This window comes from Curtobacterium sp. MCLR17_031, from assembly GCF_003234775.2.
Classification (GTDB): domain Bacteria; phylum Actinomycetota; class Actinomycetes; order Actinomycetales; family Microbacteriaceae; genus Curtobacterium; species Curtobacterium flaccumfaciens.
The window spans coordinates 2660811-2678118 of the sequence record NZ_CP126270.1 but is presented as its reverse complement, the minus strand read 5'-3'; the positions used below and the strand labels follow the sequence as shown (position 1 = coordinate 2678118).

The window sequence follows — 17308 nt, the reverse complement described above, 5'->3', positions numbered from 1 at the left end:
ATCGATGTCCGTGATCACACACGCGCTGACGGCCCCGAGCGTCCTCGCCGCCCTCCGCTCGCCCCGCATGCTCAGCCGAGAGGTGCTGGCCGGCATCGTCACCGCGCTGGCCCTCATCCCCGAGGCAATCTCGTTCTCCGTCGTCGCCGGGGTCGATCCCGCGGTCGGCCTGTTCTCGAGCGTCGTCATCGCGATCGTGATCTCGATCGTCGGTGGTCGCCCCGCGATGATCTCCGCAGCCGCCGGCTCGGTGGCGCTCGTCATCGCCCCGCTCGTCCGGGAGCACGGGATCGAGTACCTGGTGCCCGCGATCGTCCTGGGCGGCGTGTTCCAGCTCGTGCTCGGGTTCCTCGGGGTTGCACGGCTGATGCGCTTCATCCCGCGCAGCGTCAACGTCGCGTTCGTGAACGCCCTGGCCATCCTCATCTTCACCGCCCAGCTGCCGAACCTGCTCGGCGACGACGTCCCGTTCGTCGTCTGGCCGCTGACGGCGCTCGGCATCGCGATCATCGTCGGCTTCCCGTTCCTGACGAAGGCGATCCCCGCACCGCTCATCGCGGTCGTCGTCGTCACCGGTCTCACGATGGTGTTCAGCATCGCCGTGCCGACGGTCGGCGACGAGGGCGAACTGCCGACGGCGCTCCCGGGCTTCGGCGGCATCACGACGCCGTTCACCTTCGAGACGCTGCAGATCATCGCCCCGTACGCGTTCGGTGTCGCGATCGTCGGGCTGATCGAGACCCTGCTCACCGCGCAGCTCGTCGACTCCATCACGGAGACGGGCTCGAGCAAGTGGCGCGAGTCGTGGGGTCAGGGCGTCGCGAACATCGCGTCTGCCTTCTTCGGTGGGACCGGCGGCTGCGCAATGATCGGCCAGACGGTGATCAACGTGAAGACCGCTGGTGCCCGGACCCGCGTCTCGACCTTCGCGGCCGGTGTCTCGGTGCTGGTCCTGACGATCGTGCTCCACGACCTCGTGGCCCAGATCCCGATGGCGGCGCTGACGGCGGTCATGCTCATGGTCTGCGTCGCGACCTTCGACTGGCACAGCATCCGACCGCGCACCCTCCGACGGATGCCGCTCGGTGAGACCGCGGTCATGCTCGTCACCGTTGTGGTGGTCGTCGTGACCGAGAACCTCGCGACCGGGGTGCTCGTCGGTGTGGTCGTGGCGGCCCTGGTCTTCGCCCGACGGGTGGCGCACGTGGTGACCGTCGTGCGCGAGCCGGTCGACGACCGCACCGTGCGGTACCGGGTCCGCGGGGCGCTGTTCTTCGCCTCGTCGAACGACCTCGTCACACGGTTCTCCTACGCCGAGGACCCGGAGCACGTGATCATCGACCTGGCCGACGCCCACGTGTTCGACGCGTCCACGGTCGCGGCGCTCGACGGGGTCGAACAGCGGTTCGCGAAGCACGGGTCGACCGTCGAGGTGGTGAACCTCGACACGGGGTCGATCGCGCTGCACGGGCGGCTCTCCGGTGAGCTCGGCGGCTGAGTGCTTCCGCATCCGGTGAATCACCTGAGGGGGCGGTGGGAACCGCGGGCGACCTACACTGGAACCCATGCCCGCGACCCGTCTCCACCTCGTCCGGCACGGAGAGGTGCACAACCCGGGCCGCGTCCTCTACGGCCGGCTCCCGGGCTTCGGGCTGAGTGACCTCGGCACGCGGATGGCGCAGGCCTCCGCGACCGCCTGGAAGGACGCCGGCGTCGACGTGCGTCGGATCGTGGCGTCCCCGCTGCAGCGCACCCAGGAGTCCGCCGCACCCTGGTCGGCTGCCTACGGGCTCGACGTGACGCTCGACGAGCGCCTGATCGAACCGACGAACCGCTACGAGGGGCAGCCCCCCGGGTTCACGAAGCGCTCGCTCGGCCGCCCGTCGGAGTGGCCGTGGATCGCGAACCCGCTGCGTCCCAGCTGGGGCGAGGCCTACGAGTCGATCGCCAGCCGCATGCTCGCGGCGATGACCACGGCATGGGAGAGCGTGGACGAGGGCGACGTCGTCCTGGTCAGCCACCAGCTGCCGATCTGGATGGTCCACCGGAAGCTCGCGGGGGAGCCCCTGTGGCACGACCCGCGCAAGCGCCGCTGTGACCTGTCGAGCATCACCACCGTCGAACGTGTGCCCGCCACGTCGACCGGTCGGTTCACCGAGGTCGGGTACGCGGACCCCGCGCAGGAACTGCGCGCGAACGCGGTCGACGAAGGAGCAGTGTGAACAGCACGAAGCGTGCGCGCGTCATCAGCAAGCGGTTCGCGGTCCTCGCAGCGACGACCGTGGCCGCAGTCCTCGTCCTGTCCGGGTGCTCGTCGGACAGTGGCGGCATCGCGAAGCAGTACGGCAACGGCACGACCCAGAACTACATCTCCGGTGACGGCGCCGTGACCGAGGTCTCCGCGAAGGACCGCACCGATCCGGTCACCTTCCGGGCCGAGGACTCGAACGGCGACACCGTCTCGTCGAAGGACCTCCGCGGCAAGGTGGTCGTCCTGAACTTCTGGTACGCCAGCTGCCCGCCCTGCCGTGCCGAGGCGAAGTACCTCAATAAGGTGCACGACGAGTACGCCGACGCCGACGACGTCGCGTTCATCGGTGTCAACGTCCGCGACGAAGCAGCGACCGCGGCAGCCTTCGAGCGCACCTTCGACGTGCAGTACCCGACGGTCCTCGACCAGCGCACGGGCACGATGCAGCTGGCGATGTCCGGGCAGATCGCACCGAACGCGGTGCCGGCCACGATCGTCCTCGACACCAAGGGCCGCGTGGCCGCCCGGGTCCTCGGCGCGATCGACGGCACGAGCATCCTGCAGACCCTGGTCAGCGACGAGCTCGACGCCGGCAAGGCCTCCTGACCCGTGACCTCCAACCCCTTCGCCGACGCGATCCTGAGCGGCCAGATGGCCGTGGCGCTGCCCGTGGCGGCGCTCGCCGGGCTCGTGTCGTTCCTGTCCCCGTGCGTGCTGCCGCTCGTTCCCGGGTACCTCGGGTACGTCGGTGGTGTCGCCGAGGGCGGGCAGCGTCGGGGACGTGTGGTGCTCGGCGTGCTGCTGTTCATCGCCGGGTTCACCGCGGTGTTCGTGGCGTACACGACGGTGTTCGGCGCGCTCGGCTTCTGGCTCGTGCGGTGGCGCGACCTCATCACGCAGATCCTCGGGGTCGTCGTGATCGCGATGGGTCTGGTGTTCGTCGGTCGGTTCACGTTCCTGCAGCGCACCATCAAGCCCAGCTGGACCCCGGCCACCGGGCTCCTCGGCGCCCCCCTGCTCGGCATCGTGTTCGGCCTCGGCTGGACCCCGTGCCTCGGCCCGACCCTGGCGGCCATCAACCTGCTCAGTGTCCAGTCGGGCAGTGCCTGGCAGGGCATGTGGCTCGGGGTGGCGTACTGCCTCGGGCTCGGCATCCCGTTCGTCCTCGTCGCCCTCGGCGCCGGCTGGGCCACGGGGGCAATCGCGGCGGTGAAGCGCCACATGCGCACCGTCAACATCATCGGAGGAGCGATCCTGATCGTCATCGGTCTGCTCATGGTCACCGGTATCTGGTCGGCCGTCATGTCGAGCGTCGGGGCGGTGATCCAGAGCTTTGTCCCCGCGGTCTGACCTGAACGAGCACATCCCGACGGGCGCAGGCGACGGGGCCGACAGCGCCTCCGACCCGCAGCGGCCGTCCGACCACGTCGACGGCTCCGGCCCCACCGACGGCGGCATCAACCAGCCGAAGCTCGGCTTCGTCGGGTACCTCCGGTTCTTCTGGCGGCAGCTGACGAGCATGCGCACGGCACTGTTCCTGCTCATGCTGCTCGCCCTCGCGGCGATCCCGGGCTCGCTCGTCCCGCAGCGCACCGCCGACCCGAACGGCGTCGTGCAGTACAAGGCGGACCACCCGCAGCTCTACCCGGTCCTCGACAAGCTGCAGGTCTTCGACACCTACACCTCGGTGTGGTTCTCCGCGATCTACCTGCTGCTCTTCATCTCGCTCATCGGCTGCATCGTGCCCCGCACGAAGCACCACTGGCAGGCACTGCGGACCCGTCCGCCGAAGACCCCCGCGCGCCTGACGCGACTGGCGGGCTTCCGCACGGTGGCGGTGCAGCCGGACGCGATGATCGACGGGACGACCGGGATCGACGCGACCACGGGCCTCCCGTCCGCCGAGCACGCGGTGACGCGCGCGATGGCGATCCTGAAGCGGTCCGGGTACCGCGTCGAGCGGTTCGGTGACTCGGTGAGCGCGGAGCGCGGCTACCTGCGCGAGACCGGCAACCTGGTGTTCCACGCGGCTCTCGTCGGGGTGCTCCTGGCGGTCGGCGTCGGTGGCGGCTTCGGCTTCACCGGACAGCGCCTCCTGGTGGAGGGCCAGACGTTCTCCAACGTGCTCGGCTCGTACGACTCGTTCAACCCCGGGCGCTGGTTCCAGCAGACCGACCTCAAGGGCTACAACCTCCGGCTCGACAAGTTCGTGACGAAGTACGAGGAGCGCAACCTCGACGCCCTCGGGCAGGCGCTCGACTACTCGGCCACGGTCACGAGCACCGAGAAGGGCGGCGAGCCGAAGACGAGCCGCCTCGGTGTGAACGACCCGCTGCACGTCGGCGGCACGAACGTCTACCTGCTCGGCAACGGCTACGCGATGCAGGTCACGGTGCGCGACGGCGACGGCAACGTGGCCTTCAAGGACGTCGTGCCGTTCCTGCCGGAGGACGCGAACTACACCTCCACCGGCGTCATCAAGGTGCCGGACGCGAAGCCGGACCAGCTCGGCATGGTCGGGTTCTTCTACCCCACGGCTTCGAAGCTCGCGAGCGGCGCGTACTCGAGTGCCTACCCGGACACCCAGAACCCGCTGCTGACGCTGCAGGTCTACACGGGTGACCTCGGGCTCGACAGCGGAGTCCCGCAGAGCGTGTACACGCTCAGCACCAAGGGGCTCGACCAGATCGCCGGTCGGCAGTCGGACACCGCGAGCATCGCGCTGAAGCCCGGCCAGACGAAGAAGCTGCCGGAGGGCGCCGGGTCGATCACGTTCGACGGCGTCAAGCGGTACGTCTCCCTCGACGTCCACCACGACCCCTCGCAGCTCTGGGTGGGCGGGTTCGCCCTGCTCTCCACCCTCGGCCTGCTCACCTCGCTGTTCGTCCCGCGCCGCCGCGTCTGGGTGAAGGTCGTCCCGCGCAAGGACACCGCGGGCGGCGAGTACGACCTCGAGTACGCCGGACTCGCACGCGGCGAGGACCCGAACCTCGAACGGGCCGTCGCGGACATCGCACAGCGCCACACGTCGGACCTCGGAGTTAGGATGCCCCAGTGAACGACATGACCACGAACCTCGCGACCTACTCGGTCGTGCTCACGTACTCCGCGATGGCGGTGTACGTGGTCGCGTTCATCTCGTTCGCCCTCGACATGGCCAAACGCTCCGGCGACGTCACGGCCGCCGCGAAGAACGCGGGTGCCGACGACAGCTCGGCCGACGCGGCCAGCGCTGCGGCAGCACCCGGCGCGAAGACGGTCGCGACCGTCCGCGGCGGCACCGTCGTGCTCGAGCAGGTCGCCGCACCGCCGTCGGGCGGTTCGGCCGGCCGCGGCACGAAGTTCGAGCGCGTCGGCATGGCGATGACGATCCTCGCGCTCGTCCTGCACGTCGCCTCGGTCGTCCTCCGCGGCATCGCGGCCGACCGTGTGCCGTGGGGCAACATGTTCGAGTTCTCGCTGACCGGCACGGCGCTGATCACTCTGATCTTCCTGCTCGTGCAGTTCTGGCAGAACCTGAAGTTCCTCGGTGTCTTCATCACGGGCCTGACGATCATCCTGCTCGGCATCGCGACCGTGAACTACTGGGTCCCCGTCGTCCCGCTGCAGCCGGCCCTGCAGTCGTACTGGCTGGTCATCCACGTGTTCGTGGCGATCGCCGGCACCGGGTTCTTCGCGCTCGGCGCGGGGCTCGCGGTGGCGCAGCTCGTGCAGACGTACCGCCAGGGCCGCACGGCCACCGGCAAGCTCCGCTTCATGGCGACGCTGCCCGACGCCGACCGGCTCGAGGTCCTGACCTACCGCGTCCTCCTCGTCGGCTTCGTCCTCTGGACATTCACGCTCATCGCCGGTGCGATCTGGGCCGAGCGCGCCTGGGGCCGCTACTGGGGCTGGGACACGAAAGAGGTCTGGACCTTCATCATCTGGGTCATCTACGCGGGCTACATCCACGCCCGTGCGACCCGCGGCTGGCGCGGTGCGCGGTCGTCCTGGCTGGCCCTCATCGGCTTCGCCGCGGTGATGTTCAACTTCTCGGTCGTGAACGTCTTCTTCAAGGGCCTGCACAGCTACTCGGGTCTGTGAGCCGCACGGGTCGCTGACGCGGCCCTGGTCGCGACCACGACCGGACGGGAGGCACGGTGCCAGCTGGCACCGTGCCTCCCGTCCGTCGTCCGGGGTGCGTCGAGAGCCGCGACCGGTCCGGCGGACCCCGCCAGCGGTCACGACATGCCGTGTGCGGAGCGGCGTGGTCGCACGAACCGTCGTTCCGGGGCCGTCCGAACGACGGAACGGGAGACCTCGGCGAACGCGAGTGGCGTGTCGTACACCCTCGACGGACCCGACCGAGCGGCGGACGCGCTACCCGGCGGCTGCGACCAGTGCGTGCACACGGGCCACCCGCTCGCGCCACCACGCCGTGCGCTCCGGCGACGCGGCGTACCGCTCGACCAGCTCCGCAGCGACGTCGACGCGGCGCACCGGCACCCGACCGCCGACCGGCAGCAGCGGATCGGCCGTGACGTCCCCGGCGAAGATGGCGGCCGTCCCGAGCCCGGCGGCGTACCCGGGCGTCATCGCGGCGGCGGCCAGGAACGCTCCCATGCCGAGCCCGACCGAGGTGTCGAGCGCACTGGAGACGACGCACGGCAGCCCGGCGTCGGCGACGACGGCACGGGCCGCGGTGATCCCCCCGAGCGGCTGGGCCTTCACGACCAGGACGTCGGCGGCACCGGCCCGGGCGACGGCGAGGGGGTCGCTCGCCTTCCGGACGCTCTCGTCCGCCGCGATCCGGACGCCGAGGCCGGCGATCCGCGACCGGAGCTCCGCGAGCTCGGGCACCGTCGCGCAGGGCTGCTCGGCGTACTGCAGGTCGAACGGCGCGAGCCGCTCGAGTGCCACGGCGGCCTGCTCGACGCTCCACAGCCCGTTGGCGTCGACCCGGACCGCGGCCTCGGGCCCCATCACCCGGCGGACGGCGGCGACCCGGGCGACGTCGTCGTCGACGGTCGTTCCGGGTTCGGCGACCTTGACCTTGGCCGTCGTGCAGCCGGGGTACCGGGCGAGCAGATCGGCGACGTCGTCGGCGGCGATCGCCGGGACGGTGGCGTTGACCGGCACGGAGTCGGCGGCGGGTTCGTGGCCCGTCCACCCGAAGTCGACGGTGGCCCGTAGCCAGGCGGCGGCCTCAGCGTCGTCGTACTCGACGAACGGCGAGAACTCGGTCCAGCCTGCGGGTCCGCGCAGCACGACCGCCTCGCGCGTGGTGATGCCGCGGAACCGCACGCGCATCGGCAGGGCCACCACGTGGGCGTCGGCGAGGAGGTCGGCGAGGTCGGGGAGCACGTCCGCCATCCTCCCACCGCACCCAGGGGGCCTGCCGGTTCCTCGGAGGGGACCGCCAGGGCAGGGCACTAGCATGCATCGGTCGGCCTCGGTCGGCGAGGGGAACGACCCGGAACGAGGGAGGCTCGGTGGCGGTGGATCCGCGGCAGCGCGCAGCACAGCAGCGTGCATCGCAGCGCCCGTCCGACCCGTCGAGCGCCGGAGCAGCACGCCCGGCGGCCTCGACTCGTCCGGCAGCTGCAGCGCGACCCTCGGCGGCGACCCGCCCGGCAGCGGGCGCTCGATCCGCGGCGGCTCCCGGGCGCGACTCCGATGACTTCGCCCGCCTCATGCAGCGCAACACCGTCGACGTCCGGCAGGCGGGCGGCACGAAGCGCCGCAACCCGGTCGTCGGCAAGATCGCCCTCGGCCTGGCCGTGGTGTCCGCAGCGGTGGACGCCAGCGCCTTCGCCGTGTTCATGGGCGGTGACACGAACTTCGCCTTCGGGATCTGCTTCGTCGTCGTGTTCCTGACGCTCATCGCCGCCGTGCTCGGGTTCGTCGCCGCCGTCGGCTCGTTCGGACGCTGGTACGGCGCCGTCGGGGTCGTCCTGGCGTTCTTCGCGAACCCCGTGATCCTCATCGTGATCATGGTGTTCGTCGCGCCGGAGATCCTGACCGACATGGGCGCCTGACCCGCCGGACGCCCGGCGGTACGTTGGGACCATGGCTGCTCCCGTCTCCGACCTGTTCGACCCCGACGTCTGGACCACCGCTCCGATCGCGGAGCAGTTCACCGACATCACGTACCACAAGCACGTCTCCAAGGGCATCGTCCGGGTCGCCTTCGACCGTCCCGAGGTCCGCAACGCCTTCCGCCCGCGCACGGTCGACGAGCTCTACCGCGCCCTCGACGACGCGCGGCAGGACCCCCGTGTCGGCGTCGTGCTGCTCACCGGCAACGGCCCGAGCCCGAAGGACGGCGGGTGGGCGTTCTGCTCCGGCGGCGACCAGCGCATCCGGGGGCGGAGCGGCTACCAGTACGTCGGCGACGAGGGAGCCCCGCCCGAGGGTGTGGACCCCGCGGCCGCCCAGGCGTCGATGGGGCGGCTGCACATCCTCGAGGTCCAGCGGCTGATCCGGATGATGCCCAAGGTCGTCATCGCGGTCGTCCCCGGCTGGGCCGCGGGCGGTGGGCACTCCCTGCACGCGATCTGTGACCTCACCATCGCGAGCGCCGAGCACGGGAAGTTCAAGCAGACCGACGCCGACGTCGGCTCGTTCGACGGCGGCTACGGCAGTGCCTACTACGCCAAGCAGATCGGGCAGAAGTTCGCCCGCGAGGTCTTCTTCCTCGCCCAGGAGTACTCCGCCCAGCGCGCGTACGAGATGGGTGCGGTGAACGCCGTCGTACCGCACGCCGACCTGGAGCGCGAGGCGATCCGCTGGGGCGAGATCGTGCTCGGAAAGTCCCCGACGGCGATCCGGATGCTCAAGTACGCGTTCAACGCCGTGGACGACGGCATGGTCGGCCAGCAGGTGTTCGCGGGCGAGGCGACGCGGCTCGCCTACGGCACCGACGAGGCCGTCGAGGGCCGCGACTCGTTCCTCGAGAAGCGCGCTCCCGAGTGGACCGCGTTCCCCTGGCACTACTGATGCCCCGTTCGCTGGTCGCGACCGGTACGTCGGACCCGGCGGCCGTGCTGCGCGGCCTGGAGGCAGCACTCGCCGGCGGCCCCGCACTGCTCCCCGTCGCCGAAGGGGCACCGGCGCTGCCGACGCCACCTCCGGCCGAGGTCCGGCAGGCGGTCGCCCTGGTGGTCGAGACGAGCGGGTCCACCGGCACCGGCAAGCGCGTGGCGCTCTCGTCCGAGGCACTCCTCGCCGGTGCCGCCGCGGCGGACGCGGCACTCGGTGGGCCCGGGCGCTGGGTGCTCGCGCTGCCGACGCACTACATCGCCGGCATCAACGTCCTGACCCGTTCGATCACCGCGGGCACCGAACCCGTCGTCGTGCCGCCCGGGCACTTCGCGGCCGCCGCGTTCACCGCGGCGGCCGAACGGCTCGTCACCGGTCCGGCCGCGCCGCGTCGCTACACCTCGCTGGTGCCGGTGCAGCTCGCCCGGGTCCTCGACGACCCCGACGCCACCCGAGCGCTCGCCCGGTTCGACGCGGTCCTGGTCGGCGGGCAGGCCACCCCGGCGCCGCTCCGGCAGCGTGCGCGCGACGCCGGGGTCCGGGTCGTGACGACGTACGGCGCGAGCGAGACGAGCGGCGGCTGCGTGTACGACGGCGTCCCGTTCGGGACCGTGCGCACCGCGCTGGTCGACGGCGAGCTGCACCTGGCCGGGCCGATGCTCGCCGAGGGGTACCTGGACGACGACGCCCGCACGGCGTCGGCCTTCGTCGAACGGGACGGGCTGCGCTGGTACCGGACCGGGGACACGGCGTCCCTGTCCGACGGCGTGGTCCGCGTGCTCGGACGCCTCGACGACGTGGTGATCTCCGGCGGCGAGAAGGTCCAGCTCGGTGCGGTCGAACGGCTCGTCCGCGGGCTCCCCGGGCAGGAGACCGCTGTCGTCGCCCGGCGCTCGGCAGGGGAGTGGGGCGAGGTCCCGGTCGTCGTCACCGAGCAGCCGCTCGACCTCGATGCCCTGCGTTCGCACGTCGGGGCCACCCTGGGCCGTGCCGCCCGGCCGGCGGACGTCGTCGTGTTGGACCGGATCCCGATGCTGTCGTCGGGCAAGCCCGACCGGCGGGCCGTGCAGGCGCTCGTCGACCCGGGCCGCCCGTAGGGACCGCGAGCCGCCGGGCGGCGCATCGGCAATATGATCGGTGCTCGTGGCACGAACGAAGAACTCGACGCAGAAGCAGGGCCGGTCCGGCAACCCGGCGAAGGCCGCTGCCCCCGCCCGCACCAAGCGGAAGGCGACCGCGCGCGACTGGATCGGCGGCGCACGCCTGCGCACCCTGACCCTCGGTGTCGTCCCGGTCGTGCTCGGCACCGCCGTCGCGTTCGTCGACAGCGGGGAGCCCGGCGACTTCGGCGACTACCTGGCGAAGGACGGCCACCTCGCCGTCGCGCTGCTCGCCCTGGCCGTGGCACTGTTCCTGCAGATCGGTGTCAACTACAGCAACGACTACTCCGACGGGGTCCGCGGCACCGACGAGTACCGCGTCGGCCCGGCACGACTCACCGGAGCCGGTCTGGCCAAGCCACGGACCGTGCTCACCGTCGCCCTGACGTTCTTCGGCCTGGCCGCGGTCGCCGGCCTGGTCATCGTGCTGCTCACCCAGCTGTGGTGGCTGCTGCTCGTGGGAGCCGCCGCCATCGTCGCCGCCTGGTTCTACACCGGGGGCAAGAAGCCGTACGGGTACAACGCACTCGGCGAGGTCTTCGTCTTCGTGTTCTTCGGGCTGGTCGCCGTGCTCGGCACCCAGTTCGTGCAGATCCGCGAGGTCACGGTCAGCGGCTGGGCAGCCGCGGTGGCCGCCGGGTTCTTCGCCTGCGCGGTCCTGATGGTGAACAACATCCGCGACATCGACGAGGACCAGCTGGCGGGCAAGCGCACGCTCGCCGTGGTCGTCGGTCGTCCGGTGGCCCGCGTCCTGTACGGCCTGTTCCTGATGCTGCCGTACGTCGTGCTGCTCTGGTTCGTGCTGCTGTACTTCCGCACGGGCTTCACGTACTTCTCGCTGCTGCTGGCGCTGCCGGCACTGGCGATCGGGGTGTCGTCGCGGAAGCCCCGCGAGCTCATCACGGCCCTGCAGCTCTCGTCGTTCGCTTCGCTCGCCTTCGGCGTGGTGCTCGGGATCACCCTGGCCGTCCAGCCGTAGCCGTTCCGGCTGCTCGACCGGACGGCCCCGCCCCGGCTCCGTCTGATCAGTCGGCGTCGTTGTCCCGGCGCGCTTCGTGCCGGTCGGCGTCGGACACCGGACGGACGGTCGGGGTGGCCGCGGCGTCGGAGTCGGCGGCGTCGACGAAGTCGTCCTCGAAGTCCGAGTCGGCGTCCCGCTCCGGGGTGCCGCGGCGGTTCGCCAGGCTCAGGGCCACCTGCGTGCGCAGTCCGGACAGTGCGATGTACGAGATGAGCAGGCCCACCAGGGCGGCCACGATCGTCGCCCAGTACCACGGCATCGGCGTCAGGAGCAGGAGGAGCACGAGCGCCACCACGAAGATGCCGAGCCGAGCCAGGGTGTACAGGAGCCACGCTTTCACACGGTGAGTCTACGGAAGCGCCGACCGGCAGGGGCATCACAGGGTCGCGACCTAGACTTCACCGCATGGTCCGCTTGTGGTTGATCGTCGCCGTGGCCGCCGTCGCCTTCACGGTGTACGCGGCCATCGACTGCGGCACGATGCCCCGGCAGCGCGTCCGTTCCCTGCGTCGCGGCGTGTGGCTGCTGCTCGTGATCATCCTGCCCGTCCTGGGCGGCGTCCTCTGGTTCCTGCTCGGTCGCACCCCGGCCGCCGACCCCGGCGCTTCGGCCCGGTACCGTGGACCCGAAGACGACCCGGACTTCCTCGGCACCACGCCGGAGCCGGGCACCACCCTCACGGACAAGGACCAGGACGACGCGACCCTCCGAGACCTCGAAGACCAGTTCCACGAGCGCGACGACGACGGCCGCACCGATCGCTGACGGCCCCGCCGGTTCGGGCAGCCCGGCGACGGACACCGCGCTCGCCCTCCTGCAGGAACTCGTGCGTGCCGGCGTCACCGACGTCGTGGTGAGCCCCGGTTCGCGTTCCCAGGCGCTCGCACTCGCGGCGGTCGCCCTCGAGCGCGCCGGCGGGCTGACCGTGCACGTGCGCCTCGACGAACGGACCGCCGGGTTCTTCGCACTCGGGCTCGCGGTCGAGACGCACCGACCGGCAGCGGTGGTGACGACGTCGGGCACCGCGGTGGCGAACCTGCACCCCGCCGTGCTCGAGGCGCACCACTCCGGCGTGCCGATGATCGTGCTGAGTGCCGACCGTCCCGACGAACTGCGCGGCATCGGCAGCAACCAGACCACCGTCCAACCGGGGATCTTCGGCCAGGCCGTCGCCTTCGTCCGCGACGTCGAGGCCCCGTCGGCGCACGGCGTCGACGCCTCGGTCCGCGACACCCTGCGCACCCTCGCCCGCCAAGCCGTCGCCGCGGCAGCCGGGCACACCGGACAGCCCGGTCCCGTGCAGCTCAACGTCGCGTTCCGCGAGCCGCTGTCCGCCGGACTCGCCCCGGAGCACGTCAGCCCCGTGCCCGAGGACGAGGTCGACCTGGCGTTCGCGACCCGCCGGGCGCACACGGGTCTGCCGGTCGCCGAACTCACCCCGGACGACGAACCGGCCACCGTTGTCATCGCCGGGCACGATGCCGGCGAGGACGCCGAGCGGATCGCCTGGGAACTCGGGGCGCCGCTCCTCGCCGAGGTCTCGAGTGGCGCGCGCTTCGGCCGCAACCTGGTCGTCGCCTACCGCGAACTCCTGCGCGACGCGGACCACGGCGGCGCCGTCCGCCGAGCCGTCGTGCTCGGCCACCCGACCCTCAGCAGAGAGGTCCCCGCGCTCCTGCAGCGCGACGGGGTCGAGACGATCGTCGTCCGGGGACCGGCGGCCGACCCCTTCGACCCGGCCCGTTCCTCCCGACCGGACGCCGCGACCACCTTCGTGTCCGACGTCCGCGTGACGGGGCGGCCCCGGCCGGAGCACCGCGCGTGGGTCGGCCGCTGGGTCGGCGCCAGCCGCCGGATACTGGGGGACGGCGACGCCGGCCCGGACCTCGACGCCAAGCGCTCCGCCGACCGCGCCGAGCGGAACAAGTTCCTGCGTGACGAGGTCGCGCTCCGTCGCCGACCCGTCGACCGGGCCATGCTCGCCGAGGCCGTCTGGGGCGTGACCTGGCCGCACGACCGGCTGGTCCTCGGAGCGTCGCAGCTCATCCGCGAAGCCGACGCCCAGGTGCTCGGCAAGAAGATCCGGGTGCACGCGAACCGCGGGCTCGCCGGCATCGACGGCACCGTCTCGACCGCGCTCGGCATCGCCGCGGCGCTCGAACAGTCCTCGGCCTCCGTCGGCACCACACGCGTGCTCCTCGGCGACCTGACGCTGCTGCACGACCTCGGAGCCTTCGTCACCGGGACCGAGGAACGTACCCACCGGGTGCAGGTCGTCGTCGGCAACGACCACGGCGGCGCGATCTTCCGCGGGCTCGAGGTGGCGAAGACCACGCCCGAAGCCGACATGCGGCGGATGATGTCGTCCCCGCAGCACGTCGACGTCGAACGGGTCGTCACGGGCCTCGGGTGGGAGTACCGCCGGGCGGCGACGTGGGGTGACCTGGAGCGGGTGCTCACCGACCCAGCCGAGCGGGTCGTGATCGAGGTCCCGCTGGCCGACTGACCGGCCAGCGGCTGTCGGGACCGCGCGACCGCGAGGGTCGCGCGACCACGTGGATCCCGCGACCGCGTGGGTCGCGCGCCTGCCTCAGGCCAGCGCGTCGGTGATCGGCCGGAACTTCAGCGCCGTCTCGGCGACCTCGCGCGCCGGCTCCGAGCCGGCCACGATCCCGGCACCTGCCCAGGCCCGGACGGTGCCGTCGTCGTCGATCCGGGCGCTGCGGAGCGCGAGCATCCACTCGCCGTCGCCCGTCGCGCTCATCCACCCGACCGGCCCGGCGTAGCGGCCGCGGTCGACGCCCTCGAGCTCGGCGACGAGCCGTACGGCCACGTCCGTCGGGGTCCCGGCGACCGCGGCCGTCGGGTGCAGGGCGTCGGCGACGTCCAGCGACGTGGTGTCGGGCGGCAGCGTGGCCTGCACGTCGGTCGCCAGGTGCCACAGGTTCGGCAGCTGCAGCCGGAACGGTTCGGCGTCGGCGCGCAGGTCCGTCGCGAGCGGGGCGAGGGCCGCGAGCAGACTGTCGATCGCGAAGGTGTGCTCCTCGACGTCCTTGGCGCTGCTGGCCAGGGCCTCGGCGGCGGCCCGGTCGGACACCTCGTCGGTGCCCCGGGCGGCGCTGCCGGCGAGCACCCGTGCGGTCAACCGCGTGCCGTCGGTGCGGGCGAGGGTCTCGGGGGTGGCGCCGACCAGTCCGTCCACCGCGAAGGTCACGCACTGCGGGTAGGCGGTCGCGAGGTCGAGCAGGACCGCCCGTCGATCGGCTCCCGGCGGCAGCGTGCCGACGAGGTCGCGGGCGAGCACCACCTTGCGGGCATCCCCGGCCACGATGCGGCGGACCGCCTCGGTCACGTTGGCGGCGTAGGTGTCCTCGTCGATGTGCCCGGGACGCAGCGCGACGGACACGTGCGGCCCGACGTGGGGGACCGGGACCGAGGTCCGGGTGAAGGCCAGGGGCTCCGCGCCGAGCGTGGTGTCGATCGCGGTCAGCCAGGCCTTGCCGCGACGCCGACCGAGGACCACCCGGGGCACGATGAGCACGCTCTCGTCGGCGGAGTCGTCGGCGAAGGCGAACGACCCGAACGCGACGAGCCCCGAACCGCGCAGCTGCACCGGGTCGTCGACGACGGCGGTCTCGACGATGCTGCGCCAGAGGGCCGCGGCGTCCCGCATCCGGTCGGGGCCGGTGAACGTGAACCGGAGCGCCTCACCGATGCCGACGATGCCGTCGCCGTTCCGGACGAAGGCGAGGGGACGGTCGCGGAGCGTGTGGCGGAGGACGGCGCCCGGGTCGTCGAGGATCCGGGTCGAGACCGTCAGCGGGGGCGCCGCCGTGGTGGTTCGGGTCACGGCTCCGATGCTACGCGCCGATCCCGCACCGCCCGGGTGGCTGCGAGTCCGGTGAACGCTCGGTCGGGACCTCTAGGATTGATCGTGTGAGCAGAGCGGACCTGAACAAGCGCCCGGACGAGGTGGCGGCGATGTTCGACGACGTCGCGGCCAAGTACGACCTCACGAACGACATCCTGTCGGCGGGCAACGCCCCGCTGTGGCGTGTCGCCACGGTCCGCGCGGTCGACCCGCAGCCCGGCGAGAAGGTCCTCGACATCGCCGCGGGCACCGGGACCAGCGCAGCGGCCTTCGCCAAGAAGGGCGCCGAGGTCACCGCGCTCGACCTGTCCGCCGGCATGATCGCCGTCGGCCGCGAACGCCACCCCGAGATCACCTTCGTCGAGGGCAATGCCGAGCAGCTGCCCTTCGACGACGACACGTTCGACGCCGTCACGATCTCGTTCGGGCTGCGCAACGTGAACGACCCGAAGCAGGCGCTCGCCGAGATGCTGCGCGTCCTGAAGCCCGGTGGCCGCGTCGTCATCTGTGAGTTCTCGACGCCGCCCCGCGCCCTGCTGCGCCTCGGCTACGGCACCTACCTGAAGCGCGTGCTCCCGGGCATCGCGCGGCTCTCGAGCAGCAACCCGGCCGCCTACCGCTACCTCGCCGAGTCGATCGACGCGTGGCCCGACCAGCAGGTGCTCACCCAGTGGCTCCGCGGTGTCGGCTTCTCGGTGGTCGCCTACCGCAACCTGACGGCCGGTATCGTCGCACTGCACCGTGGCCGCAAGCCCGTCGCCGACACGGTGCGCGAGTCCGCGGCACGGCGTGCGAAGGCCCGCCGTGACCACCAGAACACCGGCGAGCAGCCGCGCGTCGACCCGGCCGCCGACTGACCGGTCACCACCCCCGAAGACGGAGCAGCACTTGAATCCGAGCGTCCCGGTCGCACGTCGCGCGCCGAGCCTGCGCGCATCGCTGGGCATCGGCGAGCGGTTGTTCGCCACGCCCGCCGACCGACGCTTCATCTCCGCGGTCGACGACGGGCTCGAACTCGTCGAGCAGGGGCTCGAGGACGCCATGCGCTCCACCGACACCCTGGCCGACACCACCAGCCGGTACCTGCTGTCCGCCGGTGGCAAGCGCATCCGTCCGACCCTGACGCTCCTCATCGCCCAGCTCGGTGACGGCGTGACCGACGCCGTGGTCAAGGCCGCGGTGAGCATCGAGACCACGCACCTGGCATCCCTGTACCACGACGACGTCATGGACGAAGCGCCCGTCCGCCGTGGGGTCCCCGCCGCGCAGATCACCTACGGCAACAACGTGGCGATCCTCACCGGCGACCTGCTCTTCGCCCGCGCCAGCCTGATCACCGCCGACCTCGGCACCGAGGGCATCCGGATGCAGGCCGAGACCTTCCAGCGTCTCTGCATGGGGCAGCTGCACGAGACCACGGGGCCGCAGCCGGACGACGACCCACTCGAGCACTACATCCAGGTGCTCAGCGACAAGACCGGTTCGCTCATCGCCACCGCCGCCCGTGCCGGCGTGATGTTCTCCGGTGCCGACCGCGCCTACCTCGACGCCGTCGGCACCTTCGGCGAGAAGGTCGGCGTCGCCTTCCAGCTCGTCGACGACGTCATCGACCTCGCCCCCGCGACGGACAAGACGGGCAAGATCGCCGGCAACGACCTGCGTGCCGGCGTCGACACCCTGCCGGTCCTGCAGCTGCGCCGGATGGCCGCGACCGACCCCTCCGCGCAGCACCTGGTCGAGCGCATCGAGCGCGACGTCAACGGTGCACCCGACGACGTGGTCGAATCCGCGCCGTACCAGTCGGCCGTCGCCGCGCTCCGCGAGCACGAGGCCACCGCGGCGACCCGCGCCGTCGCCGTCGCCTGGGCCCGCGAAGCCGTCGCCGCCCTCGCCCCGCTCCCCGACGGCACCGTGAAACGGGCACTCACCCGCTTCGCGGACTCCGTCGTCGACCGAAGCCGCTGAACACCCCTCCCGACGGCGCA

17 protein-coding genes are annotated in these 17308 nt (G+C 71.9%); 14 read left to right on the top strand and 3 right to left on the bottom strand.

The genetic code is table 11. The annotated features are described in order from the left end of the window. The first annotated feature begins 4 nt into the window (after positions 1 to 4). The 6 genes from DEI96_RS12625 to ccsB all read left to right on the top strand — a co-directional run bounded on the left by DEI96_RS12625 (position 5) and on the right by ccsB (position 6334). Complete coding sequence (locus tag DEI96_RS12625; protein ID WP_111022232.1) at positions 5 to 1498, top strand: SulP family inorganic anion transporter; 1494 nt, start codon at positions 5 to 7, stop codon at positions 1496 to 1498. Positions 1499 to 1565: 67 nt separating this feature from the next. Next, complete coding sequence (locus tag DEI96_RS12620; protein ID WP_111022233.1) at positions 1566 to 2222, top strand: histidine phosphatase family protein; 657 nt, start codon at positions 1566 to 1568, stop codon at positions 2220 to 2222. After that, positions 2219 to 2857, top strand: coding sequence for a TlpA family protein disulfide reductase (locus DEI96_RS12615; protein ID WP_258370551.1), 639 nt, complete (start codon positions 2219 to 2221; stop codon positions 2855 to 2857). Before DEI96_RS12620 ends, DEI96_RS12615 begins: the two co-directional genes overlap by 4 nt. Before the next feature lie 45 nt (positions 2858 to 2902). Next, positions 2903 to 3601, top strand: a complete 699-nt coding sequence (locus tag DEI96_RS12610; protein WP_071247888.1) for a cytochrome c biogenesis CcdA family protein — start codon at positions 2903 to 2905, stop codon at positions 3599 to 3601. Continuing rightward, complete coding sequence (gene resB / locus DEI96_RS12605) at positions 3585 to 5309, top strand: cytochrome c biogenesis protein ResB (protein ID WP_228513215.1); 1725 nt, start codon at positions 3585 to 3587, stop codon at positions 5307 to 5309. Before DEI96_RS12610 ends, resB begins: the two co-directional genes overlap by 17 nt. A gap of 5 nt (positions 5310 to 5314) precedes the next feature. Next, positions 5315 to 6334: a c-type cytochrome biogenesis protein CcsB gene (gene ccsB / locus DEI96_RS12600; protein WP_111022360.1), complete on the top strand. Its 1020-nt coding sequence runs from the start codon at positions 5315 to 5317 to the stop codon at positions 6332 to 6334. 276 nt (positions 6335 to 6610) lie between these two features. On the opposite strand, the gene DEI96_RS12595 is transcribed toward ccsB, so the two are convergent. Beyond that, positions 6611 to 7603 carry an o-succinylbenzoate synthase gene (locus tag DEI96_RS12595; RefSeq protein WP_111022234.1) on the bottom strand — a complete coding sequence of 331 codons (993 nt, stop codon included), beginning with the start codon at positions 7601 to 7603 and terminating at the stop codon, positions 6611 to 6613. Positions 7604 to 7923: 320 nt separating this feature from the next. On the opposite strand from DEI96_RS12595, the gene DEI96_RS12590 reads away from it, so the two are divergent. From DEI96_RS12590 to DEI96_RS12575, 4 genes are read left to right on the top strand one after another with little or no spacing between them, the layout of a single operon-like run. Beyond that, positions 7924 to 8268 carry a hypothetical protein gene (locus DEI96_RS12590; protein WP_111022235.1) on the top strand — a complete coding sequence of 115 codons (345 nt, stop codon included), beginning with the start codon at positions 7924 to 7926 and terminating at the stop codon, positions 8266 to 8268. Between the two features lie 31 nt (positions 8269 to 8299). Next, positions 8300 to 9229: a 1,4-dihydroxy-2-naphthoyl-CoA synthase gene (locus DEI96_RS12585; protein ID WP_071406303.1), complete on the top strand. Its 930-nt coding sequence runs from the start codon at positions 8300 to 8302 to the stop codon at positions 9227 to 9229. Next, positions 9229 to 10368 (top strand): AMP-binding protein, encoded by a 1140-nt coding sequence (locus DEI96_RS12580; RefSeq protein ID WP_111022236.1) that lies wholly within the window; start codon positions 9229 to 9231, stop codon positions 10366 to 10368. The genes DEI96_RS12585 and DEI96_RS12580 overlap by 1 nt, the downstream gene beginning before the upstream one ends. Positions 10369 to 10408: 40 nt before the next feature. After that, a complete protein-coding gene (locus DEI96_RS12575; protein WP_071406305.1) occupies positions 10409 to 11410 on the top strand; it encodes a 1,4-dihydroxy-2-naphthoate polyprenyltransferase in 1002 nt (333 codons plus the stop codon). A gap of 46 nt (positions 11411 to 11456) precedes the next feature. Here DEI96_RS12575 and DEI96_RS12570 read toward each other — a convergent pair whose 3' ends face one another. Beyond that, a complete protein-coding gene (locus DEI96_RS12570) occupies positions 11457 to 11792 on the bottom strand; it encodes a DUF4229 domain-containing protein (RefSeq protein ID WP_111022237.1) in 336 nt (111 codons plus the stop codon). Between the two features lie 65 nt (positions 11793 to 11857). On the opposite strand from DEI96_RS12570, the gene DEI96_RS12565 reads away from it, so the two are divergent. Both DEI96_RS12565 and menD read left to right on the top strand, forming a co-directional pair. Beyond that, positions 11858 to 12217, top strand: a complete 360-nt coding sequence (locus tag DEI96_RS12565; protein WP_071406307.1) for a PLDc N-terminal domain-containing protein — start codon at positions 11858 to 11860, stop codon at positions 12215 to 12217. Then, positions 12210 to 13958: a 2-succinyl-5-enolpyruvyl-6-hydroxy-3-cyclohexene-1-carboxylic-acid synthase gene (menD, locus tag DEI96_RS12560; RefSeq protein ID WP_111022361.1), complete on the top strand. Its 1749-nt coding sequence runs from the start codon at positions 12210 to 12212 to the stop codon at positions 13956 to 13958. Before DEI96_RS12565 ends, menD begins: the two co-directional genes overlap by 8 nt. Positions 13959 to 14042: 84 nt before the next feature. Here the strand turns inward: menD and DEI96_RS12555 are convergent, their stop codons facing one another. Beyond that, positions 14043 to 15302 carry an isochorismate synthase gene (locus tag DEI96_RS12555; protein WP_111022238.1) on the bottom strand — a complete coding sequence of 420 codons (1260 nt, stop codon included), beginning with the start codon at positions 15300 to 15302 and terminating at the stop codon, positions 14043 to 14045. 86 nt (positions 15303 to 15388) lie between these two features. Here DEI96_RS12555 and DEI96_RS12550 point away from each other — a divergent pair, with 86 nt between their 5' ends. Both DEI96_RS12550 and DEI96_RS12545 read left to right on the top strand, forming a co-directional pair. Then, positions 15389 to 16180, top strand: a complete 792-nt coding sequence (locus DEI96_RS12550) for a demethylmenaquinone methyltransferase (RefSeq protein WP_071406309.1) — start codon at positions 15389 to 15391, stop codon at positions 16178 to 16180. Between the two features lie 31 nt (positions 16181 to 16211). Further along, positions 16212 to 17288, top strand: a complete 1077-nt coding sequence (locus DEI96_RS12545) for a polyprenyl synthetase family protein (RefSeq protein WP_111022239.1) — start codon at positions 16212 to 16214, stop codon at positions 17286 to 17288. The last annotated feature ends 20 nt before the right edge of the window (positions 17289 to 17308 follow it).